26 protein-coding genes, 1 tRNA gene and 3 pseudogenes are annotated in these 24077 nt (G+C 58.5%); 12 read left to right on the top strand and 18 right to left on the bottom strand.

The genetic code is table 11. The annotated features are described in order from the left end of the window. Positions 1–4 precede the first annotated feature (4 nt). From J3P92_RS07505 to J3P92_RS07495, 3 genes are all read left to right on the top strand, one after another. A complete protein-coding gene (locus J3P92_RS07505; protein ID WP_003184246.1) occupies positions 5–379 on the top strand; it encodes a YajD family HNH nuclease in 375 nt (124 codons plus the stop codon). Between the two features lie 202 nt (positions 380–581). Next, a complete protein-coding gene (locus tag J3P92_RS07500; protein ID WP_420766685.1) occupies positions 582–1052 on the top strand; it encodes an RNA methyltransferase in 471 nt (156 codons plus the stop codon). Positions 1053–1129: 77 nt separating this feature from the next. Next, positions 1130–1507 (top strand): YgaP family membrane protein, encoded by a 378-nt coding sequence (locus J3P92_RS07495; RefSeq protein ID WP_434562860.1) that lies wholly within the window; start codon positions 1130–1132, stop codon positions 1505–1507. A 121-nt stretch (positions 1508–1628) separates the two neighbouring features. Here the strand turns inward: J3P92_RS07495 and J3P92_RS07490 are convergent, their stop codons facing one another. Continuing rightward, positions 1629–2858: a hypothetical protein gene (locus tag J3P92_RS07490; RefSeq protein WP_434650230.1), complete on the bottom strand. Its 1230-nt coding sequence runs from the start codon at positions 2856–2858 to the stop codon at positions 1629–1631. A gap of 35 nt (positions 2859–2893) precedes the next feature. Next, positions 2894–3343, bottom strand: coding sequence for a YcgN family cysteine cluster protein (locus tag J3P92_RS07485; RefSeq protein WP_420766688.1), 450 nt, complete (start codon positions 3341–3343; stop codon positions 2894–2896). 159 nt (positions 3344–3502) lie between these two features. Between J3P92_RS07485 and J3P92_RS07480 the strand changes: the two genes are divergently transcribed. Further along, a complete protein-coding gene (locus J3P92_RS07480; RefSeq protein WP_434650228.1) occupies positions 3503–4096 on the top strand; it encodes a nitroreductase family protein in 594 nt (197 codons plus the stop codon). 121 nt (positions 4097–4217) lie between these two features. On the opposite strand, the gene J3P92_RS07475 is transcribed toward J3P92_RS07480, so the two are convergent. The 8 genes and pseudogenes from J3P92_RS07475 to J3P92_RS07440 all read right to left on the bottom strand — a co-directional run. Then, positions 4218–5150: a D-2-hydroxyacid dehydrogenase gene (locus J3P92_RS07475; protein ID WP_434650226.1), complete on the bottom strand. Its 933-nt coding sequence runs from the start codon at positions 5148–5150 to the stop codon at positions 4218–4220. Positions 5151–5272: 122 nt separating this feature from the next. Further along, a complete protein-coding gene (locus J3P92_RS07470) occupies positions 5273–5566 on the bottom strand; it encodes a YcgL domain-containing protein (RefSeq protein WP_420766691.1) in 294 nt (97 codons plus the stop codon). Then, positions 5563–6696: a ribonuclease D gene (gene rnd / locus J3P92_RS07465; RefSeq protein WP_420766692.1), complete on the bottom strand. Its 1134-nt coding sequence runs from the start codon at positions 6694–6696 to the stop codon at positions 5563–5565. The genes J3P92_RS07470 and rnd overlap by 4 nt, the downstream gene beginning before the upstream one ends. A gap of 121 nt (positions 6697–6817) precedes the next feature. Beyond that, on the bottom strand, positions 6818–7459 hold the full coding sequence (locus J3P92_RS07460; RefSeq protein ID WP_434610123.1) for a class I SAM-dependent methyltransferase: 642 nt from the start codon (positions 7457–7459) through the stop codon (positions 6818–6820). A gap of 64 nt (positions 7460–7523) precedes the next feature. Beyond that, complete coding sequence (locus J3P92_RS07455) at positions 7524–9173, bottom strand: phosphoethanolamine transferase (protein ID WP_434610120.1); 1650 nt, start codon at positions 9171–9173, stop codon at positions 7524–7526. Positions 9174–9335: 162 nt separating this feature from the next. Next, complete coding sequence (locus tag J3P92_RS07450) at positions 9336–10709, bottom strand: glutamine synthetase family protein (protein WP_434650224.1); 1374 nt, start codon at positions 10707–10709, stop codon at positions 9336–9338. 372 nt (positions 10710–11081) lie between these two features. Further along, entirely contained in the window at positions 11082–11447 is a 366-nt protein-coding gene (locus J3P92_RS07445) for a 5-carboxymethyl-2-hydroxymuconate Delta-isomerase (RefSeq protein WP_420766696.1), read from the bottom strand. Positions 11448–11519: 72 nt separating this feature from the next. Beyond that, a pseudogene (locus tag J3P92_RS07440) lies at positions 11520–11729 on the bottom strand (hypothetical protein); the annotation flags it as partial. A gap of 238 nt (positions 11730–11967) precedes the next feature. On the opposite strand from J3P92_RS07440, the gene J3P92_RS07435 reads away from it, so the two are divergent. From J3P92_RS07435 to J3P92_RS07425, 3 genes are all read left to right on the top strand, one after another. Further along, on the top strand, positions 11968–12159 hold the full coding sequence (locus tag J3P92_RS07435) for a YegP family protein (RefSeq protein ID WP_249873713.1): 192 nt from the start codon (positions 11968–11970) through the stop codon (positions 12157–12159). 135 nt (positions 12160–12294) lie between these two features. Continuing rightward, on the top strand, positions 12295–13101 hold the full coding sequence (locus J3P92_RS07430; RefSeq protein ID WP_420766698.1) for an AraC family transcriptional regulator: 807 nt from the start codon (positions 12295–12297) through the stop codon (positions 13099–13101). Positions 13102–13201: 100 nt separating this feature from the next. Beyond that, positions 13202–13570 (top strand): cupin domain-containing protein, encoded by a 369-nt coding sequence (locus J3P92_RS07425; protein ID WP_434650222.1) that lies wholly within the window; start codon positions 13202–13204, stop codon positions 13568–13570. Between the two features lie 9 nt (positions 13571–13579). Here J3P92_RS07425 and J3P92_RS07420 read toward each other — a convergent pair whose 3' ends face one another. The 3 genes and pseudogenes from J3P92_RS07420 to J3P92_RS07410 all read right to left on the bottom strand — a co-directional run. Continuing rightward, positions 13580–14326, bottom strand: coding sequence for a phytanoyl-CoA dioxygenase family protein (locus J3P92_RS07420; protein ID WP_434650220.1), 747 nt, complete (start codon positions 14324–14326; stop codon positions 13580–13582). Between the two features lie 12 nt (positions 14327–14338). Further along, positions 14339–14938 (bottom strand): annotated as a pseudogene (locus tag J3P92_RS07415) (methyl-accepting chemotaxis protein); the annotation flags it as partial. Positions 14939–15244: 306 nt separating this feature from the next. Next, positions 15245–15892, bottom strand: a pseudogene (locus tag J3P92_RS07410) (MCP four helix bundle domain-containing protein); the annotation flags it as partial. A gap of 412 nt (positions 15893–16304) precedes the next feature. Between J3P92_RS07410 and J3P92_RS07405 the strand changes: the two are divergent. From J3P92_RS07405 to J3P92_RS07385, 5 genes are all read left to right on the top strand, one after another. Continuing rightward, positions 16305–16460: a hypothetical protein gene (locus tag J3P92_RS07405; RefSeq protein WP_434650218.1), complete on the top strand. Its 156-nt coding sequence runs from the start codon at positions 16305–16307 to the stop codon at positions 16458–16460. Then, positions 16457–16723 (top strand): short-chain dehydrogenase, encoded by a 267-nt coding sequence (locus J3P92_RS07400; RefSeq protein WP_249873708.1) that lies wholly within the window; start codon positions 16457–16459, stop codon positions 16721–16723. The genes J3P92_RS07405 and J3P92_RS07400 overlap by 4 nt, the downstream gene beginning before the upstream one ends. Before the next feature lie 286 nt (positions 16724–17009). Further along, positions 17010–17426, top strand: a complete 417-nt coding sequence (locus J3P92_RS07395) for a type II toxin-antitoxin system YafO family toxin (protein ID WP_434650216.1) — start codon at positions 17010–17012, stop codon at positions 17424–17426. Positions 17427–17991: 565 nt separating this feature from the next. Next, complete coding sequence (locus J3P92_RS07390) at positions 17992–18528, top strand: hypothetical protein (RefSeq protein WP_434650214.1); 537 nt, start codon at positions 17992–17994, stop codon at positions 18526–18528. 83 nt (positions 18529–18611) lie between these two features. After that, positions 18612–19805 carry an IS4 family transposase gene (locus tag J3P92_RS07385; protein WP_420766646.1) on the top strand — a complete coding sequence of 398 codons (1194 nt, stop codon included), beginning with the start codon at positions 18612–18614 and terminating at the stop codon, positions 19803–19805. 234 nt (positions 19806–20039) lie between these two features. On the opposite strand, the gene J3P92_RS07380 is transcribed toward J3P92_RS07385, so the two are convergent. The 5 genes from J3P92_RS07380 to bamC form a co-directional block, all read right to left on the bottom strand. After that, positions 20040–20870, bottom strand: coding sequence for a DUF2971 domain-containing protein (locus tag J3P92_RS07380; protein ID WP_434650212.1), 831 nt, complete (start codon positions 20868–20870; stop codon positions 20040–20042). 405 nt (positions 20871–21275) lie between these two features. Then, a tRNA-Ser gene (locus tag J3P92_RS07375) sits at positions 21276–21365 on the bottom strand. Positions 21366–21448: 83 nt separating this feature from the next. After that, entirely contained in the window at positions 21449–22162 is a 714-nt protein-coding gene (gene purC / locus J3P92_RS07370) for a phosphoribosylaminoimidazolesuccinocarboxamide synthase (protein ID WP_025212375.1), read from the bottom strand. A 28-nt stretch (positions 22163–22190) separates the two neighbouring features. Continuing rightward, positions 22191–22949, bottom strand: coding sequence for an MBL fold metallo-hydrolase (locus J3P92_RS07365; protein ID WP_420766700.1), 759 nt, complete (start codon positions 22947–22949; stop codon positions 22191–22193). Between the two features lie 4 nt (positions 22950–22953). Next, positions 22954–24069, bottom strand: coding sequence for an outer membrane protein assembly factor BamC (gene bamC, locus J3P92_RS07360; protein ID WP_420766701.1), 1116 nt, complete (start codon positions 24067–24069; stop codon positions 22954–22956). Positions 24070–24077 lie beyond the last annotated feature (8 nt).

The raw sequence follows: 24077 nt of genomic DNA, 5'->3' as shown, positions 1-24077 counted from the left end.
ACCCATGAGTTCGTCCACCCCGCCGTCCAACACTGCCAAGCTGGACCGTATCCTCGCCGACGCCCAGCGCGACCGGGAGATGGGCTACCGCGACAAAGCCCTGAAAATGTACCCCCACGTCTGCGGCCGCTGCGCCCGTGAATTTTCCGGCAAGCGCCTGAGCGAACTGACTGTTCACCACCGCGACCACAACCACGACAACAACCCGCAGGACGGTTCCAACTGGGAACTGCTGTGCTTGTATTGCCACGACAACGAGCACTCGCGCTACACCGACCAGCAGTATTTCGGCGACGGCTCCCTGAGTACGCCGAAGATCGCCAAGGCGACCCACAACCCCTTCGCCGCGTTGGCGGGGTTGATGAAAAAAGACGAGTGATTGGCATCACCGAAGAATCTTTACAGGCTGCAAGGCCGCCATCGCGAGCAGGCTCGCTCCCACAATTTTTTGAACGCCAAAAAATCCAATGTGGGAGCGAGCCTGCTCGCGATGACGATCGAACGAACACCACACATCTCGAACCTGACCACCCTCCCCCATTCCCCGTATAATCGCGCCTTTTCCCAAAGGCACCCCGTCCGTGGCCAACAAACGCTACAGCTGCATCGGTCTGTTCAACCCCAAGTCACCGGAAAACGTCGGTTCGGTCATGCGCGCCGCCGGCTGCTACGGCGTGGCGTCGGTGTTCTACACCGGCAAACGCTATGAACGCGCGGCCGACTTTGTCACCGACACCAAGAAAGTCCACTACGACATCCCGCTGATCGGCATCGACGACTTGAAAAAGATCCTGCCCCTGGGCTGCGTGCCGGTGGCCGTCGAACTGGTGGAAGGCGCCCGTCCGTTGCCCGAATACACCCATCCGGACCGCGCCTTGTATATCTTCGGCCCGGAAGACGGCTCGCTGGACAAAGACATCCGCGACTGGTGCGAAGACGTGATCTACATCCCCACTCATGGCTGCATGAACCTGGCGGCCACGGTCAACGTCGTGCTGTACGACCGGATGGCCAAAGGCAACAACACGCGCTCGGGACCGCAATTCCGCTGACCGGCGGGAAATTCCATGGAACGACGGATTCGCTCTGGCAGTCAGCTTTATACAAATTCCCACACTGGAGACAGATCATGAGCGATAACAATCCGTTCGGGCCGGTTGAAACCACCCCCTTCCAATCCCACAGCCCACAGAACGTTCACGGCTGGGAGCGCATTGGTTCATTGGCCGGCGGGGTGCTGATGATGGGCAAGGGTCTGCGTCGCGGCGGGGTGATCGGCCTGGCGCAACTGGCAATCGGTGGCATGGCCCTGGCGCGCGGCATCACCGGGCATTGTTCGGCCAAGAGCATGCTGGAAAGAAATCGTCAGCATCTGCATGACGCCCGCGCCCGCATCGAACAGGCCGGCGACGAACTGAGCCGCATGAAGGCCAATGCCGAGGCGGCGACAGGTACGGCCACGGTGACGGGGAATGATTCGTTGAGTTCGCCTAGGGCTGGGCTCTGATTCTTGCAGTGCCGCTGATGCCCTCATCGCGAGCAAGCTCGCTCCCACATTGGATTTGTGGTGTTCACAAGAACCCTGTGGGAGCGAGCTTGCTCCGGGCGGCGTTCCGACGATAGCGGTATTACTGAAGTAACCGGGTATCCAGAACAGTTGAACCACCACCCAGAATGCTCTCGCTGAGCTGCACAAATTCCTCGGTGTCGACCGTTTCCAGGCGCATCGCCGCCTGCAGCACATCATCGAGCGAGCGCTTGTTGCGAGTCTTCAGGCGAATCTCCCGGTCCAGCTCCTGTAACAACAGCACCGCCTTGGACACCATCGCGGGGCTCATCTGCTCGCCGCGCAGCGTGGTGACGCCCTTGCTGTCCCGGGCGAGCCGATCGTTCAGGGCCTGATAACGCTCATCGCTCATGCCTCCGGCTCGGCGCAGCAATTCGATGGCGTAGTATTCATTGAACCCTTCGCTGATCCAGTCGCTGCGATCATGATCGTTGATACGCGCCAGCACCTGCATCAACTCGCGCAACAACGGGCTGCTGCCTCGCTCGCTGACCAACGGTGGGCGGCTATGCAGATAAATCGATTCGCGGCCGGCCTGGGCGCCACGCCACAACGGATCGCCAGCGCCGACAATCAGCAACTTGCCGGGATGACGCGGCACCACCGCCTGAACCTGCGGCCAGACAAACGTCAGCAGTGTCAGTACGTCCATCCTGCGCATGCCCTGGCCCTTGGGCGAAGTCACCGTCACGTCGGTCTCGCCCAGGCGCGTGCGGCGACTGCCGAGCTTGCCGGCAAGCATCCAACCGGTGGGGCGATCAAAGAGGCGAGATGGATTATCGATACGAAAGCGTTGCTTGCCGATACGCGGCCAGGCCGTCTCGATGCTTTGCCAGCCGCCCGGCAACTCGAACGCCAGGCGCGACACCAGCTCAACGCCGTCCTGCTGGTCCAGCTTCGCCGGCGGCACCAGGGCGTCGCCGCGCAGCAGCGCCCAGCCAGGGGTCATGCGGGTTTCGAAAGAGCCGTTCTTGCGCGACTCGCTGATGCGTACGCGGTAAGTCAGGCTCGCCTTGTCAGCAGCGGGACGCCAGACGCCTCGCGACGCCTTGCCGGATGTGAGCTGCCATTGGCCGTCCGCCTTGAAATCGCTGTAGCGGCCATCATCGCCGAGGTCAAAATCCAGGCTGCGCACCGCCGAGCCCCGCGCGAGGGTCAGGCGCACTTCAGCCTGGTCGCTCTGCGGCAACAAATGCACGTGATAATCCAGATCGACTTTCTGCGCCGCCCACAGCGGCCCGCACACAGCCAGCAGCCCCGCCGCCAGTGTCTGTCTAAATTCTGAAGCCATGGGCGCTCCCGTGATGCGATGCGATGTCTTTTGATTCAACCAGCGCGGAAAATCAGATGATCTTCCCAATCTTCTTCAGCCACGCTGCCTTCGGCCAGCATGCGCCCCGACTGGGAAATGCGCTCGTGATGCACGGCATCCCGGTCGCCACAGACCAAGTGGTGCCACAGCGGCAAATCCTTGCCCTCGCTGACCAGGCGATAACCGCAGGTCGGCGGCAGCCATTTGAACTCGTCGGCCTTGCCCGGCGTAAGCTGGATGCAATCGGGAACGAAGTCGCGGCGGTTGGGGTAGTCGGTGCACTGGCAGGTCTTCAGGTCCAGCAGTTTGCAGGCGATGCGCGTGTAATAGACGGCGTTGTCGTCTTCGTCCTCGAGCTTTTGCAGGCAGCACAGGCCACAGCCATCGCACAACGATTCCCACTCCTGCGGATCGAGCTGATCGAGGGTTTTGCGTATCCAGAACGGTTCGACTTTGGCGGCCATGGCTCGAGCATCAACATCACGTGGTGAAAAGGCCGACAGTCTAGTGCCGAGGCCTCGTGAGGCCAAGCATTGGCGACTGTCGGTAGAAGGGACTTGTCAGGCCACACACCGGGACGTAGGTTGCGTCATCAGATTCCCTGACCTAGCCAAGGTGACCCCATGAGCGCCAACTCCCGCATTGCCGACTACGCGATCCATCCCCAATTCATCGAACGCTGGTCCCCCCGCGCTTTCACCGGCGAACATATTGCGAAAGAAACCTTGCTGAGTTTCTTCGAAGCTGCGCGCTGGGCGCCTTCGGCCTACAACTCACAGCCGTGGCGCTTCCTTTATGCCCGTCGCGACACGCCGAACTGGGAGCGTTACCTGGGCCTGCTCAACGAGTTCAACCGTGGCTGGGCCCAGCACGCCTCGGCGCTGGTGATCATTGCCTCGAAAACCACGTTCGCGGTGCCCGGCGCCACCGAAGAAACCCCGGCGCAATGCCACACCTTCGACACCGGAGCGGCGTGGGGCCATCTGGCGCTGCAAGCGAGCCTAAGCGGCTGGCATACCCATGGCATGGCCGGCTTCGACCAGGAGCTGACCCGCAAGGAATTGAAGATCCCGGACGGCTACGCCCTGCATGCCGCCGTGGCGATCGGCAAGCTGGGGGATAAATCCACCTTGGCCGACTACCTCCAGGCCCGCGAAGTCCCAAGCCCGCGCCGGCCGTTGTGCGAACTGGTGGCCGAGGGGGATTTCACTCTCTGAGCGTTACAAGCAACAGTGGGAGCGAGCTTGCTCGTGATGGCGTCAGGCCAGTCACTTTTGATGGCAACTGACACACCGCTATCGCGAGCAAGCTCGCTCCCACAGTTTGATCGGGGCTTGCTCAATAGCCCCGACTGAAATCCACTTCCCCACGCAGCGCTTCGCCAGCCTGGTAAGCGCGCAGGTTCTCCAGGAACAGCTGCACCATCATGGACGGCGAGGTCGGTGCCGAGCTGTGTCCCGTCAACAGCAAGCCCCAAGCCGTCCAGAACGGATGGCGCTGCGGCAACGGCTCCTGGCGACACACATCGATCACCGCCCCGGCCAGGTGCCCGTCCTTCAAGGCTTGCACCAGGTCGGCATCAACCACGGCCACGCCACGGCCGACATTGATAAACAAACCGGTGGGCTTGAATTGCTTGAACAGCGCGGCGTCGTAGATGTCATGGGTATCCGGCGTGTTCGGCAGCAGGTTGATCACATAATCCATCTCGCCCACCAACCGCGGCAAATCCGCCAGCGCACCGACTTCGATAAACGGCGCCAACTCACGGGCTTCACTGGCGATGCCGTACAACTGCACGCCAAACGGCACCAGGAATTGCGCCACGCGCTGGCCGATATCGCCGGTTCCGACGATCAGCACCTTGCGCCCCGCCAGGCTTTGCCCCTGGCGGTTGTCCCACTTGCGCTCCACCTGGCTGACCAGCCGAGCCAGCACCTCGCGCTCATGCCCCAGCATGTAGGTCAATACATATTCAGCCATCACTTGGCCAAAGATGCCCACTGCGCGGGTCAGGCGGTACTCGCGGGTCAGGCCCTCGGCCAGCAGCGGCGTGATGCCCGCCCACGTCGATTGCAACCAACGGGGTCGATGGCCCTGACGCAACAGCGTCGCCAATAGATCAGGCTGGCCGAGCCAGACCGGGCAGTCGGTGGCAAGCCGCGACAGCTCGGCGGAATCGCCGCTGGTCAGCACTTCGATATCGGGTGCAGCCTGACGCAGGAGCTGGGCATAGACCGCGTGGTCGTGTTCGGCAATCAGAACGCGCATGAATCAAACCTTTCAAAAACAGTGCAGACGACCGCTGACAGAGTATCGCTCCACCCTTGCGGCCAATCGCCAATAATCATTTTTCGTTTTCAACAGGCGCCTGGACAGGCGCCCGGGCATCGTCAGACCGGATCGTTGCGTCGCAGCAACTCTTCAGGCAGATGCTCGATGTACTCATCTTCGGCCGGTGGCATTTGCAGGTGATAACCCTGGGTGTCGAGGTTCTCCAGCACCTTGCCGATGTCCTCCCGGGACAACTGGCGCTCCGGGCTCAATACCAGGTCGAATGCGTGGATGGCCTTGCCGAATGCCGCCATCAACGGTTCCGGCACACGGGCCAACGCGTCGCTCTTGAGCACGTACAGGTACATCTCGTTTTTCTTCGAGCTTCGGTAGATGGAGCAGATTCGTTTCAAGGCTGTTCTCCGGCGGTGGCCAGGCTGTCGAGCAATGCCTGGCCCATCAACTCGCGGCGCCAGCCACGCAGCGAATCGGGCAGTTGGTAAGGGCCCTCGGGAAAGCCACTCTTGATCAGGGCTTCGAGGGTTTTCTTGCGCAGCATCAATTCCGGGGCGATGCCCAGGCGCTCGGCTTCGGCCTGTCCCAGTGCCTTGAGACGCTTGAGCAGCGCCGAGGCCTCGATGGGCAAGGGTTCAGCCACGGCGGGCGGCCACTGTTCGGGCGGCACGCTGCCCGCGCGCTTGATCAGGTCCAGCAGGAACTCACCGTCCTGACGCACGGTACGCGGATGCATGTCTTCGATTTTTGCCAGCGCAGCGAGGTTATCCGGCTGCGTGCGGGCCAGGGGCCACAACGAGTGCTCGCGAATGATCCGGTTGCGCGGCAAATCACGAGCCCTCGCCTCGCGCTCGCGCCAGGCACACAGTTCGCGCAGCACGGCCAACTGCGCGCGGGACAGTTTCCAGGCCAGCTTAGCCTCGCGGTAAACCTCGTAGGGGTCCACTTCGCGACGCAGGTTGGCGACCAGTTCGGCGCCGTCTTCCAGCACCCAGGCGTATTTGTCGTCGCAAAGCTTGGGACGCAGCTCTACAAAGACTTCCGCCAGATGCACCGCGTCCTCCGCGGCGTAGCTGATCTGCGTCTCGGACAAGGGTCGCTGCAGCCAGTCGGAGCGCGTCTCGCCCTTGGGCAACTCGATGCCCAGCACCTCCTGCACCAACCGCGAGTAACCCATGGAAAAACCCAGGTTCAGGTAGGCGGCGGCCAGTTGGGTGTCGAACAGCGGCGCGGGCAGGCTGCCCGTCAGGCGTAGCAGGACTTCCAGGTCTTCGCTGCAGGCATGAAGCACCTTGAGCACAGCCGGATTTTCCAGCAGCGCGGCCAAGGGCTGCCAATTGTCGATGCTCAAGGGGTCGATCAGGTACGCACTTTTACCATCGCCAATCTGCAGCAAGCCGGCGATGGGATAGAAGGTGTCCACCCGCATGAATTCGGTGTCGAGGGCGACGAACGGCAACTGTTGCCATTCGGCGCAAAACCGACCGAGGCTATCGTTGTCGCGAATCCAGTGAATATCGATGGCCACACGGCTCTCCCTTGAAGAATGGCGCGCAGTATATATCGCCGTCGGCGATTGCGAGCATCTACGGAGCAAGAGCTTGAGAGAAATCGCCTACGCAATCGCAAGAATAGTCCTACATCAGAACTTAACTGGCCTTGCGTAATACATAAACCCGTCTCAAGGCGAAACCCGGAAGGAAATCCTGATACCACAGCACACTGAAACCGGCTTCGACAAACTCCCCTTCGACGTCGTTCTTGCCAGCCAGGATTCGCCGCCCAGGCTGGCCGAGCTTGAGACGCCCTTCGATCCGGACCGACACGACCACCGTATCGCGGCTGACCCGATGAAACTCGCGCAACAAGGCCTGGCGATGTTCGCTGGCCTTGATGTGCTGAAACAGTTGCAGGCAGAAAATGCAGTCCACGGCGTTGGCTGACAGCCCAAGGGTAAACGCCGAACTGGGGAAGGTCTTGACCCGCTTGAGCAACGCACCACCGTGGTGGCTGCGTGCGTGATCGAGGGTGTCCGGCGAAGGGTCCGCCGCCAGGATGACCCGGTTGGCATGTTCGGCCAACACCGGCCAGAACCGCCCGGCTCCACACGCGACATCCAACACCAGCCCAGGCTCACCGGCCACTTTCATGGCGTTGCGCACCAATTGCTCGTCACGCCAGAAGGTCAGGCGTAAACGGCGGGGCACCGGCTGGCGACAGATTTGTGCATGCTCTTGGTCATGCTGCCTGGCGAATTCAAGCTCGACGGTGGATGGGGGTTGCCCGGACATACTTACGCTCATGGAAGATTCGACAACAGCTTAAACAACGCCAGGTGAAAAAAAGGTGTAGGAATCATTCCCGGGCAAGCACGCCATCGATCACCGCTCCCCGGCAATTGGCAAACAGATCGAGGTCCGGGTTGTAGACCTTGCTGTTGACTTCCAACAGCCCAATCATCGAATGAAACAAGTTGTCCTGGCTCAGGGGCTTGTCCCGACTCAGTTGCAAGCAATGGGTGTCGACAGCAAAGGACTTCTGATAACTATCGGAGAACCATGCCAGCATTGCCACATGTTTCTGTTGTTCCGGCGCTAGCATGTAGGGCGTGCCATGGAGGAACAGGTTGTACTCGCCCAAGGATTCGCCATGGTCCGACAGGTACAGCATGGCCGTGTCGACTTTGTCCTGGTTGGCCCGCAACAGATCGATCAGCGTCGACAACACGTGGTCGGTGTACACCAGCGTGTTGTCGTAGCCGTTGACGATGCTTTCGCGGCTGCAGTTGTTCAACGCGTTGCTTTCACACACCGGGGTGAAATGCTCGTATTCCTTGGGGTAGCGCTTGAAGTATTCCGGCCCATGGCTGCCCATCTGATGCAGTACCAGCACGGTGTCCTTGTCGAGGCTGTCGATGAAGTGCTGCAAGCCCTGAAGCAGGATTTCATCACGGCATTCACTGTTGGCGCACAGGGCCGGGTCCTTGAGATTACTCACGTCCTGCACCGTGACCCGATCACAGGTGCCTTTGCAGCCGGACTGATTGTCGCGCCAGATCACGTCCAGCCCGGCGTGCTTGAGCACGTCGAGCAACCCCTCTTCGTTCTTGGCCTTGCTCGCGTCGTAGTTCTTGCGCCCCATGTTGGAAAACATGCAAGGCACTGACACGGCGGTTTCGGTGCCACAGGAATGCACGTCGGTGAAGGCGATCAGGCCGGCCTCTTTGTCCAGTTGCGGCGTGGTATCACGGTTATACCCAAGAATGCCGAAGTTCTCGGCACGGGCGCTCTCGCCCACGACCAGCACAGTGAGGGATTTTCGTGGATGGGTTTGCCAGGCCGGGTTGCGACTCGCATCCTCGCCCAACGTGATGAACGGTTGCTTGGCCGATGCGACCTGCTCGCGCAAATAGCCGATCGACGCACCGATGTAGTTGCTCGGCACGACCATCAAGTGCAACTCGTGATGATTGCGAAACAACGACGCCAAGCCCTGGTAGTTGACCAACGCCACCCCGCCGAGCACGGCAATCGTGACCACGGAGACCACAAACTTACTTAACAACTCCTTGGGCCAGCGACGATATTTTATCGGTGTCTTGAATAACAACCAGGCTGGCAGGACACCCAACGAGAATAAATAGGCAAACAACTTGAACGACAACAGGTCGCGAACTTCCGTGGCATTGGTTTCGGCGAAGTTGCGCAACATCCCGGCATCGATCAACACGCCGTACTCGGCCATGAAATATGCCACGCCAGCGCTGATCATAAACAGCGCCATCAACAACGGCTTTAGCAGCGGCCGGAACGCCAGCAGCGTGAGCACCAGGTTGAACGCGCAGAACACCATCACGCCAAACGCCAGGCACAGCAGCGCACCGTGCCCATCGGATGCGGTTATGGTGAGCAGATGCTGCCAGAGGATCAGATTGAAACCCACTAACAAAAAGGCGCTGGCGGCCAGCGTCACCCACTCGGGGCGCACCGCTTTGATAGTCAGCATGATGGGTGGAAACTTCCTGAAAAGTTGCTCTAAGAAAGAAAAGCGCCGCAAGGAAAATGTGAAAATTCATTCCCTACGGCAGCACAAACTTTAGGTAGCCCACCATCAATTTTTCGTGAAAAAGTTGCCGTTAAATAATTATTTAAATCTTCCTGAACGCCCTCAGGCCTGGTTCAGGTACCAACGCCAATCCTGCTCGCCGACCTCACCCATGAACTGGCGATACTCCGCACGTTTGACCGCCAGGTAGACACCGAGGAACGCCTCCCCAAAAGCGTCCCGCGCCCAAGTGGACGCCTCCAGGGCGCGTAAAGTCGTGAGCCAGTCGGTGGGCAATAATTGGGTGGCCTGGGCATAGCCGTTGCCTTCGACAGGCGCACCAGGATCAGACTGTCCGCGGATGCCCCGATGGATGCCAGCCAATATTGCCGCCGCAGCCAGGTAGGGGTTGGCATCGGCGCCACAGATACGATGCTCGATGTGCCGCGAGGACGCCGGGCCGCCGGGCACCCGCAAGCTAACGGTGCGATTGTCCACGCCCCACGTCGCCCCCAGCGGCGCGTAGCTGTTGCTTTGAAACCGACGGTAGGAATTGGCGTTCGGACAGAACATCAACAGCGAGTCGAGCAACGTTTCGAGCATACCGCCCACCGCTTGACGCAGTAACGGCGTGCCATCGGCGGCTTCGCTGGCAAACAGGTTGTTGCCATCCTGGTCCGCGAGGCTGACGTGCATGTGCAGGCCAGATCCCGCCAGATGCTCAAATGGCTTGGCCATGAAACACGCCGCCATCCCATGTTTATGGGCCACGCCCTTGACCAGCCGTTTGTAGCGCACCGCTTCATCCATGGCTTGCAAGGCATCGGCACGGTGTTCGAGGGTGATTTCCACCTGCCCCGGAGCGTATTCGGAAATGGCTGTCCGGGCCGCAATGCCCTGCAGTTTGCAGGCCGCATAGAGATCGGCGAGAAAGGGCTCGATCTGCTCCAGTTCACGCAAGCCATAGACCTGGGTATGGCGCGGCCTGCTGCCGTCGGCGTCCCGCGCCGGTTGGGGCCGGCCCTCGCTGTCGCGCTGCCCATCCAACAGGTAGAACTCCAGCTCCGCCGCCATCACCGGGTAATAGCCGTCCGCCTGCAATTCGTCGATGACCCGGCCGAGCAGATGGCGGGGATCGGCGATGGCCGCCGGCATGCCCTCCTGGGGATGCATGGCCACTTGCACCGCGGCGGTGGGAATCTGCCGCCAGGGCATGCGTTGCAAGCTGCCGCTGATGGGATAGGCCCGGCAATCAATGTCACCCACGTCCCAGACCAGGCCGGAATTCTCCACGTCGTCGCCATTGACGGTCAGCCCCAGAATCGTGCTGGGCAGTGGCCGGCCACTTTGATAGACCGCGAGCAATTCGTCCCGATGCAGCCACTTGCCCCGGGGCACGCCGTTGTTGTCGACGATAAACAATTCGAACAGCTCGATATCCGGGTTTTGCGCCAGGAACGCCTGGGCCTGTTGCTCGGATGCAAAAGAAAGATTCATGGACACACTCGTATATTCATGTCGGACGGACGACCAGGCGCCGTCAGGCTGTACTCGCCAGCGACGAGCACAGTTCAAGGATCAACAGGAAATACGAAGGTCTGGGGGACGCGCATGGCGGCAATGCCAGAGCGCCCAGAACGCCAGTTCACAGGGCAGCGCGCAGGATGAAGGTGCGATGGCAGGTATGCGACCGCCAGCCGCCCCCTCAGCGGTGAGTGGTGGGTATGCAGGGCCTGCGGGCCAACCGTCCATAGGGATATCACAGGAAATGTTCGGTTCAAGCGTCACACGACGCCATTGACCGTTAAACCATCATTTAGCGGAGTCTGGATCGACTCGCGCTAAACAATCGCACCGCTCGAACAGACATTAAAAACCGATGGCAGCCTTGGCGTACGGGCCACGGTCGATATCCAGCAGTTCCACGCACAACTGCACGCTAACGCCGGCGGGCCAAGGGCCCAGGTCCTGAATTACCACCAGCAGGCTGTCTGCCAGCTGTTTTTTGATTTCCGGTGAACGGCCGCTCAGCAAGGCCAGTTTCACATGCACGAAAGCCCGCTCCCCCATGCCGGTTCCTACGCGGAACGTCTCGAGCTTCACGGCCCGGCTCTTGATGTCGAACTCGGCAGCGAACTGCCCCGAGGCTACCAGCGCATTGTTCAAGCGCAACAGCGCGACATCAGCGTTCAGCTCGGTCAGGTTGGCGGTGTACTCCATGTGCAAGTGAGGCATGCGTTCGACTCCGATTCGAAAAAAAGTGATTGCTGGAATGGGTTGGCGCAACCATACCTCGACTTTGTGCTTTCAGGCAGGTTTTGTTTCGCCCATCGCTCCCATGCGCTCGCTCATGAAGGCCTCCAGCCGGGACCTCAACCAGCGCTCCGCCGGATCGTTGTCGACATGGCTCAGCCAGACCATGGACAGGTCCAGCGTCGGCGTCTTGAAGGGAAATGGCTCGCTGAACAAGTGACCGGAAGCGGCCATGGCCGTGGCGGTGTAGTCCGGCAGGCTGGCGGTTACGCTCCAGCATCAACGTTTCAAAGACGACCATGAGGTTGATGTCGGCCTTGCGCAATTCGTTGCGGTTCATCCTTTCGCTCCTGGTTATCAGTTTGAGCAGCGCTGAAATTCGCTGAAATATCCCATCATCATTGGAAACGTTTTCCCCATAGCGAAAACGTGCAGCTTGGCTAGGCTTGCGACGACATGTCCAGAACATGTCTTGAATGAATAAATCGCAGGGAGCGAACCGATGTATTTTGAAATCTACCGACAGACCCGAGGAACCCCAAGTACCGGACGAGGCCAGTGGCGCTGGCGCCTGAGGGCCGGCAATCACGAAACCATCGCCAGCGGCGAGTCCTATGTGAACAAGGCCGACTGCCTGCACGTTATCGGATTGATCAAAAGTGCCCACGGCGAGACGCCCGTAAAGGAAATCTGAAGCCGTCTATGGGCGGCGGATGCGCAAGCTGCTCTGCACCAGAGCAGCTTTACCCGAACTTGAATTGAGTTTTTTGCTGCGACGCGAGCTGGCAGGCGGGTATCGTGTGCAGACAACAGCGAGAGGTCGGAGCTCATGAGTCAATTCAGTCACCGTCGCGACTGGCTGATGCGTGCGCCTGAATCGAGGAAACTGGAACGCATCGAGGCCTATTTCAGCGGTCATGGGTATAACACCCATCGGCATGACACCTATGCCATCGGCTTCACGCTTTCCGGCGTCCAGAGCTTCAATTACCGGCACAGCAAGCGCCATAGCCAGCCCGGCGGAACCATCGTCCTGCACCCGGACGAGGTGCATGATGGGGAGGCCGGAACGATCGATGGCTTTCGTTACCGGATGTCCTACATTGAGCCCGCGTTGATCCAACAAGTGTTGGGCGGCAGGTCACTGCCCTTCATCGAAGGCGGACTTTCGAACGATCCACGACTCAACATAGCGACCCGCCGGTTATTGGCCAGCCTCGAGCATCGTCTCGATCCACTGGAGGAAGAGGATGCCATCTACGACCTGGCCCAGGCGCTCGCCGTCGCGTCAGGGAGCCGACGAGGCCGCAGGCTGCTTGACTACCCTGCTGCGGAACGCGCGCGGCTGTTCATTCATGATGCCCTTGACCAACCCATTACCCTCGATGACCTCGTGCAGGCCAGTGGCCGGGACCGATGGAGCCTGTCGCGGGACTTTCGCGCCTTGTACGGCACCAGCCCCTATCGCTACATCACCCAACGTCGATTGAGCGAAGCTCGTCGCCTGGTATTGCACGGCATGCCCTTGAGTGAAGCGGCGCTGGCCTGTGGCTTTTTCGACCAGAGCCACATGACGCGGCTCCATACCCAGGCCTTTGGTCTTTCACCGGCACGCTGGCTGAAAATGCTGCGCTGAAGCCCTGCGCCCCTCCAGCGGAAAGCTGCACGATCATCCAATACCCGCGACGATCCAGCCCCTAACGTAGCACTCACTTTCAATTGAGGAGCGTACCGCGATGAATCATTACTCCCCCATTAACTTCGAGCAGAAATACGCGCTGTTCCATGAGCAGTGGGCGCCCAAGGTTGTCGCCGAGATGAACGACTACCAGTTCAAGATTGCTCGTCTCGAGGGCGATTTTATCTGGCACACCCATGCCGATACCGACGAAACCTTTATCGTGCTGGAAGGTGAATTGTGCATCGACTTTCGCGACGGCGCCGTCATGATTGGCCCGGGCGAGATGTATGTGGTCAAGAAAGGCGTCGAGCACAAACCCAGTGCCGAGCGGGAAGTGAAGTTGTTGTTGATCGAACCGCGGGGCGTCATCAACACGGGGGAGCAAATCAATACGCGAACCGCAGTCAATGACGTCTGGATCTGACCGGGCAGCTCAGTCGTATTCCGCTTCCTGGTGATCGCCAAGCAGCCGTCGCTGACGAGGCGTCGCGGCGGCCAGTACTGCGGGGTTGAACTGCCACTGAAGATAAGGCGAGAACTTCTGCGCAACCATCCGCCGACCGTAATGCACTTGGAGCATGTACCGCGTGCGGTCGGCGGTCCGGTTGTCGCTGCCGGCGTGCAACAACTCACTGCGCAGTACCAGAACATCGCCCGCCCGGCACAACACTGGCTGCGCCGAACGTCCCTGCCACTGCGTTTCGCCCGCCGTAGGCGCCCGGCCCGCCTTGTGGCTGCCGGGTATTACCCGTGTCGGGCTCAGGTCAGCATCGATGTCATCAAGGTAAAACTGTGCGGTGAACACCTGCATCGGCAGTTCGAAACCGGGGTCGGCCAACAGGGCGGGCGGCAGCTCCATGGGCAGGTAATCCAGATGCAGAGGCGCGCCGATAAAACCGGGATGGCAGCGCCAGGCTGTCTGCCCGATGATATGGCAATCATCTCCCAAGGCGGCCTCGGCAAGCTCGATAACTGCGCTCACGTCCAGGTATGGCAACCAGAACGGATCCCTGTTGAAAACGCATTTGTAATGATCGATGACGCCGCTGTAATCCCAGTGCTGAGGCTTCAGCAAGTCGATAGCGCGACGCAGGTCGGCGACCTGCCCGGCGTCCAACACACCGGGCATCAGGACAAAGCCGTCCTGATGCAAGGCACGTAGAAGGTCGTCAGTCGCCACGACACGACCTCCTCAGGTGCGGAAGCGGCCGGTCAGCTCTGCGAGATTCCTCGACAGATTCGACAACTGCTGGCTGGCATGCATGCTTTGGGCAGAATTGGCGGCCGCTTCGTTGGAGAGATCGCGGATATCGGAAATATTGCGGGCTATTTCCTCGGTGACGCTGCTTTGTTCCTCACAGGCATTGGCGATCTGCGCGGCCATGTCGTTGATCCGCTGGATCGAACCGCCGGTACCGCTGAGCACCTGATCGACACCTGCCGCACGCTCCACGCTGTCCCGGGCCTTGCTGCTGCCCACATGCATGGCTTGTACCGCCTTGGCGACGCCGCTCTGCAAGCGCTCGATGCGAACCTGGATGTCCTTGGTGGAGTCCTGGGTGCGGGCCGCGAGCGCCCTCACCTCGTCGGCCACCACAGCAAAACCACGGCCCTGCTCACCGGCCCGAGCGGCTTCGATGGCAGCATTCAGCGCCAACAGGTTGGTCTGCTCAGCGATGCCACGGATCACCTCGAGCACGGCACCGATACTGGAGGTCTCCTGGGCCAGTGCCTCGATCGTACCCGAGGCGCTCTCCACTTCCTGGGCCAACTGGCGGATCGACTCGATGGTGCTGCTGACCACCTCGGCGCCATCGCGAGATTGACTGCTCGCCTGTTGCGCTGCATCCGAAGCACTTACCGCGTTGTGCGCCACTTCATGCACCGCCGCGCTCATTTGGGTGGCGGCGGTACTGACCTGATCGAGCGCGGCATGCTCGCTGCTGATCAACCGATCGTTCGTCGCGGCCATATCGGCCATGGCCCGCGCGGCGGAATCGACCTCGCCGGTCACCCGCCCTACTTCGGCAATCAGCGGTTGCAGCTTGTCGAGGAAACGGTTGAAGGCGCTGCCGAGTTGTCCCAGCTCATCGGACGAACGCACCTCCAGGCGTCCCTTGAGATCGCCGCCGCCCTCGGCAATTTGCTCGACACGATGCAGCAGCCGGCGCATCGGGCTCAACACCACCAGCGGCAGGGCAACCAGCACCAAGATGCAACCGAGCAAACCGACCAACAGAATCACACCCTGTTGCACCCCGACTGTCTCGCCGTTTTCAATCGCTGCGTCGCCTTCACGATGCGACGCAGCATCTTCCAGCTCACCCAGCTTGTCGATGGAATCGCGCATGGTTTCGAACAAGCGCTCACTGTCACCAAAGCTCAGCGCGCTAGCGCCCTGCGGATCGCCTACCGACAGCTCGAGGACCCGTCGCGAAACCTGCATCCATTTGCCGAAACTGTCATTGAACTGACTGACCAACGCCTGCGACTCGGCACCGGGCTGCATCGCGGCATATTGCTGCACACGGTCATAAGCCTGCTTCGCATTTTCGCTGTGACTGGCACCCAGCGCTTGCAGGTGCTCGCTTGCATGACCGTCCAGCAAACTGCGCTCGGCCACGAAAGCCTGATAAAGATCACGATCGGCATTGAGCAACAGGCTGATGGCCGGCAGATATCGCTTGGTCAATTGCGTACTGGATTCGGTCACCTGGCCGATGCCGCGCATCCCCGTCCACCCCATCAGCAACAGCAACACAGCCAGGAACGCAATCGGCAGAGTGATTTTCCAACGAAAGCCCAAGTCGGCGAAGAACCGCAGCATGGTGTCACTCCTTACACGGGGGATTACCTGCCTATCGGCAGCCTTGTGTTGAGCTATAGACCATTAGTCTGATTGTCACAAAGGTTTGGGTGTGAAGGGCTGTGGTTATGCGGGATGCGGAGGGGGTAAAAAAAAGCGGGGAGGCAATTGCAGCGGGAATATTTCCTACATTTCCCACCCACATAATTTAGAGAAGTTTCTGACTCATCATCTGATTGAGGATTTCTACGGAAGGGATCTATAGTTCAAGCGCGTCGTTCATCAGAGCGGCTTGGGTTTGGCGACCCATGACAAATATGCAGGAACCTCTCACGGATTGCGGAACGCTACCGTGCGCAATATGCTGCTTTCCGGTAGCTGTGCGTGGGAGATCTTCGGATCTGCCGGTTTTTCTATTTGTCCGGTTCGCCAACCCGCGCACAGCTACCACCTTATTCGTTTGGCGACGATTAAGAAGGTCTTCAATCAAATGGAATTTAAAAAATGAATAGATACATGGCTCTTACCAGCAATGCCGACGATCAGCCCCTATTCGTCGATACCACTGCGCCTTTGCACATCCTGCTTGACACGGCGGGCTATAGAATCCGCGCAGTCACCCAGCTTTTAGAGAACCTCGCCATGCGAGGGGATATTCCAAGTGACTCAGTGGTCCTCCAGGACTTTGCGCAGCTGTGCTGCATCTCCTTGAGAGATGGTTGTGACGTGCTTGATGTCATCGCCCGACGCTTGGACGCAGAGCCGGCCTAGCTCAAAGGGCCTCTCACGGGGCCCATTTCGTCGAAACAAGCATGGTTCGATGACACTGAACCCCTCCGGTTTGCCCGGACTCGATTAATCACATAAGCTGATCAGCATGAATACACACACCTCGGAGGCTCCGATGGCTACCACAAAAAAAGTCGAGAAAGCGCGTAGAAAAGTCACTCACGAAGAGCTGACATTTCTTGACGTTCGACAAGCTGCACGTGATGGTCAGAAAGTGTTCGATAAATTTGTAATCACTGGCAAGCTTCCTATTACAAAGTAGGCCTGGATGCCAGCCGTTAAAATTTCCGCACTTTTTGAAGAAACACAGAACTGGAAAAATATTGCCGCACACTTTTACAATTACAAAGTGTGCGGCGAGCTTCCGGCTATCTTTGGCAGAGATGAACTGCTCGATCTGAGTGATATGTGTCACATCCATTTGGCGAGCACTGCAGAAACACAAGCTCGCTGGGCCCAAATCGACCGCCAGTACTATCGCACAGCCTTAACGGAAGACCCTGACAACGACTTCTGGCTTATTTATGCCTATGATGACTTCAAAGATACGTACCTACTGCTGACGATCATTGGACCAGACGCTCACAGCCGTAAAGAGTGGGGATCGTTTTTACGTACGATTCATAGCGACATTGTGGAACCTTGGATTGTAGGAAAAATCACTTTTCCTGAGCTAGATGACTGACACATCTAGCTCTAAGCAAACATTCGTGCTCGCCGCTTCGAAGACCTGTTTCGATATGATGGCGCTCGCGACGACGAGTGGCGTCTGCCTGATTGCGAATAGTTTGAATTCGCTGCAATAGGTTACGAGAGACAGGCTCTCCGCCAGGAAGAAGGCTCCCGGGATGTAAAAGTGAGCATTTGGGGTTGGGGTTACACCTGCACAGAAGTCATTGCCCCTAGTCGCATTGAGGCGCTGCGGTTGATTGCGGCTCTGGCCAACTGCCTAATCTTCCTGACGGGCTACAGGCCCGTGAAAGCAAATTGGAACAGCGTTATCAAAGCAACAGCCTTAAAAATAGGCGAGTGCTTTCGTTGTGGTGCTTGGGTTGGAGTCTTGGCGTTGCTGCACGGACTTTGGTGAACGAGAGCATTTAGGAAAACTCGAGCAGGCCCTGCGCGACGATGTGCATCATCAGGCACGGGTATCGGAGTAGATTTGTGGGATCCCTCAGGGTCTGTCCCGTCCCTCCTTGCGGCTAGCCGCCATTCACAGCCACCAGCTTCCAGCACGAAGGAAAAATGCAATGCAGACCAGTGAAATCATCAGCACCGCCGGCTTACTTCTCACCGCTTTAGTAGCTGCCGGTGGCTGGCTCTGGCAACGCTGGCAGGAACGTACAAGCGTGCGTGTGGCGATCGTTGCAGAGGTGCTGGCGTTGAGGAAGATCGCCGTCGAGCGAGATTACCTTTCCGGCCTAATCGAATTTGGGAACCAGTTAATTACAATACCAGAAGACCAGCGTCCAGAAGCGTCATTGCAGGTACGAATTCCTGAGCACTATTGCAGAGTTTATGTCGCGAACCTCGGGAAGCTGGGATACCTCTCACCAGAGGATGCTCAGTTGGTTGTCAGCTTCTATCAATACGTCGATAGCGTTGTGCAGGACGTCACAGAGGGCGGAATCATCTACGAGGGGTCAAATGACCCAAAAGTTTTCACAGAAGCTGCAAACGTCCTGAAGTCTGCCTTAGACGTTGCCCAGCAACTGGCTGACAGACATCGTCGAGATACCGCGAGGAACGGGGGACAGACCCTGAGGGATCCCCAAATTTTCTTATAGAAAATCAAGAAGTTGGAATATTGAAGAGACCTGCATGAGTCGGCAACTTGGTTTGCACCACGCAAAAACAAGATCCCGAACCCATGCAGGCCATCCGATTTTTACACAGAGCGCTCGCTCAAGCACTTCCCTCTGTCCATTCCCGTCGTCTGACTACGTTGATGAGTTGTGTTAGTTCATTGCTGCAAGGCCGTCGTCTGACGCTGACAGGACTAGGGCGGTCGATGCCAGGCCGGGCTTACCCCAAACATGCCATCAAGCGAGTAGATCGATTGCTGGGTAATCAGCACCTCAGAGCAGAGCGCCCACTGTTCTACTGGGTGATGTTACGAGCGTTGCTGGGCTCGCTAAAACATCCATTGATTTTGGTCGACTGGTCTCGAATTGACGCCCCAGGAGACGCGTTCTTGTTGAGAGCAGCGATTCCGTTGGCCGGACGCTCATTTCCCATTTATGAAAGTGTGCATGAGCGTGAGAGTTGCCCGAGATACCAAAAACGATTGCTCAACACACTGGCTGAACTACTGCCTGACGGCTGTATTCCCATCTTGGTAACTGACGCGGGTTTTCGGCGTCCATGGATGAAGGCGGTGGCAGCACAGGGCTGGTATTACGTAGCTCGCATACGAAATCGTGAGCTTTATCGCACTGGTGGCGCTGACTGGCAACCCGTGAAAAGCCTATATGCTCTGGCCACTTCATCACCCAGATCGTTGGGCCATGTCGAGATGACCCGTAGCGCTCCCCATTTCATCGACTTGTATTGTGTCCGGCACTCAGCCAAAGGACGAAAGCATCAACGCGTCACAGGCTCAATCGCCAAAAGCAAGCTCAGTCGACAGTCCGCCAGGCGTGAACGTGAACCTTGGTTGCTGGCGAGCAATCTGGAGCACAGTGAGTGGAATCCGGCGAAAATCGTCGCGATTTATAAAAGGCGCATGCAGATCGAAGAAGGCTTCCGGGATGTAAAAAGTGAGCACTTGGGGTTGGGGCTGAACCTGCATAGAAGTCATTGCCCTCGGCGCATTGAGGCGCTGCTGTTGATTGCGGCTCTGGCCAACTACCTCATCTTCCTGACAGGGCTACAGGCCCGTGAAAGCAAATTGGAACAGCGTTATCAAAGCAACAGCCTAAAAGATAGACGGGTGCTTTCGTTGTGGCGCTTGGGACTGGAGTATTGGCGTTGCTGTACGGACTTTGGCGGACGAGAGCATTTAGAAAAGCTCGAGCAGGCCCTGCGTGACGAGGTGCATTATCAGGCGCAGAGCCTGGCGTAGATTTGTGGGGATCCCTCAGGGACAGACCACGATTTTGAGCTCACTTGTAATCGCCCTGCCGCATAATCGTGGTCTGTCCCCTTTTTCCCCTTAATGTGCACCTGGGCCAGCTTACGGGCTTTATAGCGAATGATTTCATCGAAGACAGTTGGCATGGGAAACTCCGTGGTCGGTGGGCATGAGATATTCCCTGATCAGTGGGGGTATTACACAACTTCACACGCTAACCTCAAGTCAACGGTAGCCTTGCCGCTCGAAGTCATACCAAGGGCTGTGGTTCTTCCATTTTAACCCTCGCATGTCGACTCCCGCTCCGCTGGTGAGCAAGGACATTTCCCTTTTGTTCTCCTCACTAGTGTCCTCACCAAACATCATACCCACCAAAGCACTTCCGTATTTTACATCCAGCGGCTCCGTCGACTTTGTAAACGCCACCCAGCGATATTCATTCTCCGCTTCCCAATCGCTCATTTTTTCGAAGAAAAGCTGCTGATAATGCTTTCTTAAATGGATCGCCGGATACCTATCTCTGCCATGCTTTTCAAGATCGTCTGTATTGATGCTGAAGGTCAGCTCTTCAAAAAGGTCACGGGCGATCCCACAATCTTTGTACTGCACCACACCTCGGAGTAATGAGGTGTGTGCAGCAAGCTGAGTAGTAATTTCTTTCTCTAGACTCTCGCGGTTGAACACCAAACAAACGCCGGTGTGGTTTTCAGCGTATTGCGCCCACATTCGAGGTTTACAAAAACCCCGATTGAAAATTTCCGTGAGGTGATTGCCGGTCAACGGCCCGGTATCACGTGAGAAGCAGATTAGGCGCGTGTTGCGCTTCAACTCGTCTGAAAGCCAAGCTGACATGACATTGCGGTCGTAATCTATGCGGTCAACCTTCTGCTCGAACGATACGAAATCGAACAACCAGTTTTTACTTTCCTTGGGGTCATTAGTCCGTCTGTACTCGCCAAACCGGAGAGTACGAAACTTGAGGATGCAGTTTATGGCGGTCGCGGCACTTGTGTAGTGGTAAAGGTACTTATTGTGGTCGGTGACATTGATTATCACGTTTTCATCCTTGGCGGCGTAGACGATTCGATGGTGATAGCCAAGGATGGTACTGCGGACTCAGCCCGAGACTCCATTCAAATGAGCAACCAATCGCAGCGTCACGAGCTCACAGGAGCTCTCATTGGTATGCGCGCACCAACCTTCAGGGATTGCTAGATTCTGTAGGCCGACGGTATGCGATATTTCAGGTTACGGTTGGATATGCCTGACCTATCTCCAAAGATATTCACCACCGGATTCCATCACCGTGAACATACGGTTTCGAGCCGAAAACGGGATTTGATTTCCGGGGTTTTGGATATTTGGGGGAAAAGTGAGTGGTCAAAATGAGTGGTCAAACGCAAAAATCATCAAACACAAAAAAGCCCCGTAAATCAACGACTTACGAGGCTTTTTGAATAATGGCGGAGAGATAGGGATTTGAACCCTAGGTACTGTTGCCAGTACAACGGATTTCGAATCCGTCCCGTTCGGCCACTCCGGCATCTCTCCAGTGGCGCGAATCATACCAGCACATTCGCCGGAAGCGAACCCCCGGGCGAAATTTTTTCCGTGCTATCAGTCGCTTGCGTCGACTACAGCGGTACACCCAGGCGCTGGGCGACTTCTTCGTAGGCTTCGATGACGTCACCGAGGCCTTGGCGGAAGCGGTCCTTGTCCATTTTCTTCTTGGTGTCCTTGTCCCACAGGCGGCAGCCATCCGGGCTGAACTCGTCGCCCAGGACAATGGAGCCATCGCTGAACACACCGAATTCAAGCTTGAAGTCCACCAGCAGCAGGCCCGCGTCGTCGAACAGCTTGGTCAGCACTTCGTTGACCTTCAGGGACAGTTCCTTCATGCGAGCCAGTTGCTCGGCGGTGCCCCAACCGAAGGCCACGACATGGGATTCGTTGATGAACGGGTCGCCCTTGGCGTCGTCCTTCAGGAACAGCTCGAACGTGTAAGGGTTGAGCTTCATGCCCTCCTCCACGCCCAGGCGCTTGACCAGGCTGCCAGCGGCGTAGTTACGCACGACGCATTCGACCGGGATCATGTCCAGCTTCTTGACCAGGCACTCGTTGTCGCCCAGCAGCTTATCGAACTGAGTCGGCACGCCGGCGGCTTCGAGCTTCTGCATGATGAAGGCGTTGAACTTGTTGTTCACCATGCCCTTGCGGTCGAGTTGTTCGATGCGCTTGCCGTCGAACGCCGAAGTGTCGTTGCGAAACAGCAGGATCAAGCGGTCAGCGTCGTCGGTCTTGTAAACCGACTTCGCTTTGCCGCGGTAGAGTTCTTCACGTTTTTCCATGATGGGCTCCGCTTGCTAAGTAGATGGGCTAGGCGATATGTCGCCAGTCGAGCCCTGAATCTTGATCGGCCAGTTGCAGCCAGTCCGGGTCGCACCCAAGGGTGTCGACGAAACATTGCCGGGCCAGCTGCGGCAGGTTGTTCTTGCTGCTCAAATGGGCCAGGACCAGGTGTTGCAGGCCTTGCCAGCCCAACTCGGCCACCAGGTATGCCGCCTGGTGGTTGTTCAAATGTCCGTGCTCCCCGCCTACCCGCTGCTTGAGAAAATACGGATAGTACCCACGCGCCAACATGTCCCGGCAGTGGTTGGACTCGATCATCAACGCATCGAGGTCCCGGTAGCTGTCCATGACCCTGTCGCAATACGATCCCAGGTCGGTGAGCAATCCAAAGCGCCGCTCGCCGTCGCTGAACACATACTGGGTTGGCTCCCGGGCATCGTGGGCCACACTGACCACGCTGATATCCAGGCCGCCGACACGCAGTTGCTCGCCGCCGGCCACGAAACCAGCTGGCTCGATGGGTTTGCGCAGGCCTTCGAACGTCCCACGGCTCAGGTACACCGGCAGATTGTAGCGCCGAGACAGCAAACCCACGCCATGCACGTGGTCGGCATGTTCGTGGGTCACCAATATCGCGCTCAGTTGCGCCGGGTGCACACCCAGGCGCAACAGGCGCTTCTCGGTTTCCCGCAGGGAGAAACCACAATCGACCAGAACGTAGGTCCCAGCACTGGCTATCAGCGTGCCGTTCCCCTGGCTACCGCTGCCGAGAACGGCAAAACGCATCGGATCAGCCCAGGTTGTCCTGAATCACGCCCAACACCTTGCGGGCTACATCGGCCGGCGCCACGGTGTTGATGTTCTTCTCGACGGTGACCTGGACGTTGTCGCCGACCTTGCTCAGGCGAACCTGGTAACGCTCGGCGCGGGCTTCGATTTCTTCCTTGTCCGGCGCGCTGCCGAACAGGTTGCTGAAGAAGCCAGGCTTCTCGTCCTTCTTCTCGGCTTTTTCAGCCAGGTTGATGTAGTACAGGCCCAGGCTGCGGTTGATGTCTTCAACGCGCCATTCGCCCTGCTCCAGCGCACGACCCACGCTCGACCAGGCACGGTCGAGGTCGGAGCCGACGTTGAGCACCGGGTTGCCGCTGCCGTCTTCGCTCAGGCTGACGCGGCTTGGCGTGTCGTAGTCGCGGGTCGCGAGCATCGAAACCGAACCGCCCTGCTCCGCGGTGCGGCTCATGCTGGCAAGCATGTCGTCCACCAGCGCGGCGTCGAGGCCGGTATTGACCGAGCGATTGGTGAAGGCCACGTCGGCGGTGCTGCCGGCGGGACGCTCGGCGCTGACCACGTAGATCTCACTGGTGTTGCGCTGTACGCCCGGCTCGATCCGTACGCGCACGCGGGTTTCGCTGTCTGCCGAGACACCGGCGGCGCTCAGGCGCTTGGCCATGGCGGCGGACAGTTCATCGGAACGCTGCCAGGTGGTGGTGAATTCACCCGTCTGTGGGCGCTGCTCGTCCAGGCGGAAACCGTTGTCCTGGAAGAACTGGATCGCCACCGGCCAGACTTCGGCCGGTGGGTGCTGGCCCATGACCCAGCTGGAGTCACCGCTCTTTTGCAGGGTGTAGTCGCTGGCATCGGCCACGGCCGACAGCGGCTGTGGTCGCGGGACTACGTATTCGCCCTTGACGCTGTCGTCAGCGACGTTGCGCGGGATCGGCAGCAGCGGATCCAAACGCTTGGCGACGCTGACGTCCGGTGGCAGTTGCATCGGTGCAGTCTGTTGCGCTTCGAGGTAGTCGCTACCACGGTCGCGGAAGTAACCATCCGGTCCCCAGATCCACCCGCAGCCACTGGTGCTGGAGATAATCAAGGCAAGTGCGGAAAGTCCGGCCATTCGCTTCATGCGTTGTA

Source organism: Pseudomonas sp. D3-27 (assembly GCF_051132165.1).
Lineage (GTDB): Bacteria > Pseudomonadota > Gammaproteobacteria > Pseudomonadales > Pseudomonadaceae > Aquipseudomonas.
Note: the sequence above shows the minus strand (reverse complement) of the source record. Positions and strands in the feature narration are given on the sequence as shown.

What these genes read in the sequence shown, in the direction of transcription:
- J3P92_RS07450 (WP_434650224.1), bottom strand. Translation starts at nt 10,709, where the DNA reads ATGAATCTTTCTTTTGCATCCGAGCAACAGGCCCAGGCGTTCCTGGCG.
- J3P92_RS07400 (WP_249873708.1), top strand. Translation starts at nt 16,457, where the DNA reads ATGAATAGATACATGGCTCTTACCAGCAATGCCGACGATCAGCCCCTA.
- J3P92_RS07445 (WP_420766696.1), bottom strand. Translation starts at nt 11,447, where the DNA reads ATGCCTCACTTGCACATGGAGTACACCGCCAACCTGACCGAGCTGAAC.
- J3P92_RS07385 (WP_420766646.1), top strand. Translation starts at nt 18,612, where the DNA reads ATGCAGGCCATCCGATTTTTACACAGAGCGCTCGCTCAAGCACTTCCC.
- J3P92_RS07490 (WP_434650230.1), bottom strand. Translation starts at nt 2,858, where the DNA reads ATGGCTTCAGAATTTAGACAGACACTGGCGGCGGGGCTGCTGGCTGTG.
- J3P92_RS07395 (WP_434650216.1), top strand. Translation starts at nt 17,010, where the DNA reads ATGCCAGCCGTTAAAATTTCCGCACTTTTTGAAGAAACACAGAACTGG.
- bamC (WP_420766701.1), bottom strand. Translation starts at nt 24,069, where the DNA reads ATGAAGCGAATGGCCGGACTTTCCGCACTTGCCTTGATTATCTCCAGC.
- J3P92_RS07430 (WP_420766698.1), top strand. Translation starts at nt 12,295, where the DNA reads ATGAGTCAATTCAGTCACCGTCGCGACTGGCTGATGCGTGCGCCTGAA.
- J3P92_RS07480 (WP_434650228.1), top strand. Translation starts at nt 3,503, where the DNA reads ATGAGCGCCAACTCCCGCATTGCCGACTACGCGATCCATCCCCAATTC.
- J3P92_RS07460 (WP_434610123.1), bottom strand. Translation starts at nt 7,459, where the DNA reads ATGTCCGGGCAACCCCCATCCACCGTCGAGCTTGAATTCGCCAGGCAG.
- J3P92_RS07390 (WP_434650214.1), top strand. Translation starts at nt 17,992, where the DNA reads ATGCAGACCAGTGAAATCATCAGCACCGCCGGCTTACTTCTCACCGCT.
- J3P92_RS07485 (WP_420766688.1), bottom strand. Translation starts at nt 3,343, where the DNA reads ATGGCCGCCAAAGTCGAACCGTTCTGGATACGCAAAACCCTCGATCAG.
- J3P92_RS07425 (WP_434650222.1), top strand. Translation starts at nt 13,202, where the DNA reads ATGAATCATTACTCCCCCATTAACTTCGAGCAGAAATACGCGCTGTTC.
- purC (WP_025212375.1), bottom strand. Translation starts at nt 22,162, where the DNA reads ATGGAAAAACGTGAAGAACTCTACCGCGGCAAAGCGAAGTCGGTTTAC.
- J3P92_RS07505 (WP_003184246.1), top strand. Translation starts at nt 5, where the DNA reads ATGAGTTCGTCCACCCCGCCGTCCAACACTGCCAAGCTGGACCGTATC.
- J3P92_RS07455 (WP_434610120.1), bottom strand. Translation starts at nt 9,173, where the DNA reads ATGCTGACTATCAAAGCGGTGCGCCCCGAGTGGGTGACGCTGGCCGCC.
- J3P92_RS07435 (WP_249873713.1), top strand. Translation starts at nt 11,968, where the DNA reads ATGTATTTTGAAATCTACCGACAGACCCGAGGAACCCCAAGTACCGGA.
- J3P92_RS07365 (WP_420766700.1), bottom strand. Translation starts at nt 22,949, where the DNA reads ATGCGTTTTGCCGTTCTCGGCAGCGGTAGCCAGGGGAACGGCACGCTG.
- J3P92_RS07475 (WP_434650226.1), bottom strand. Translation starts at nt 5,150, where the DNA reads ATGCGCGTTCTGATTGCCGAACACGACCACGCGGTCTATGCCCAGCTC.
- J3P92_RS07495 (WP_434562860.1), top strand. Translation starts at nt 1,130, where the DNA reads ATGAGCGATAACAATCCGTTCGGGCCGGTTGAAACCACCCCCTTCCAA.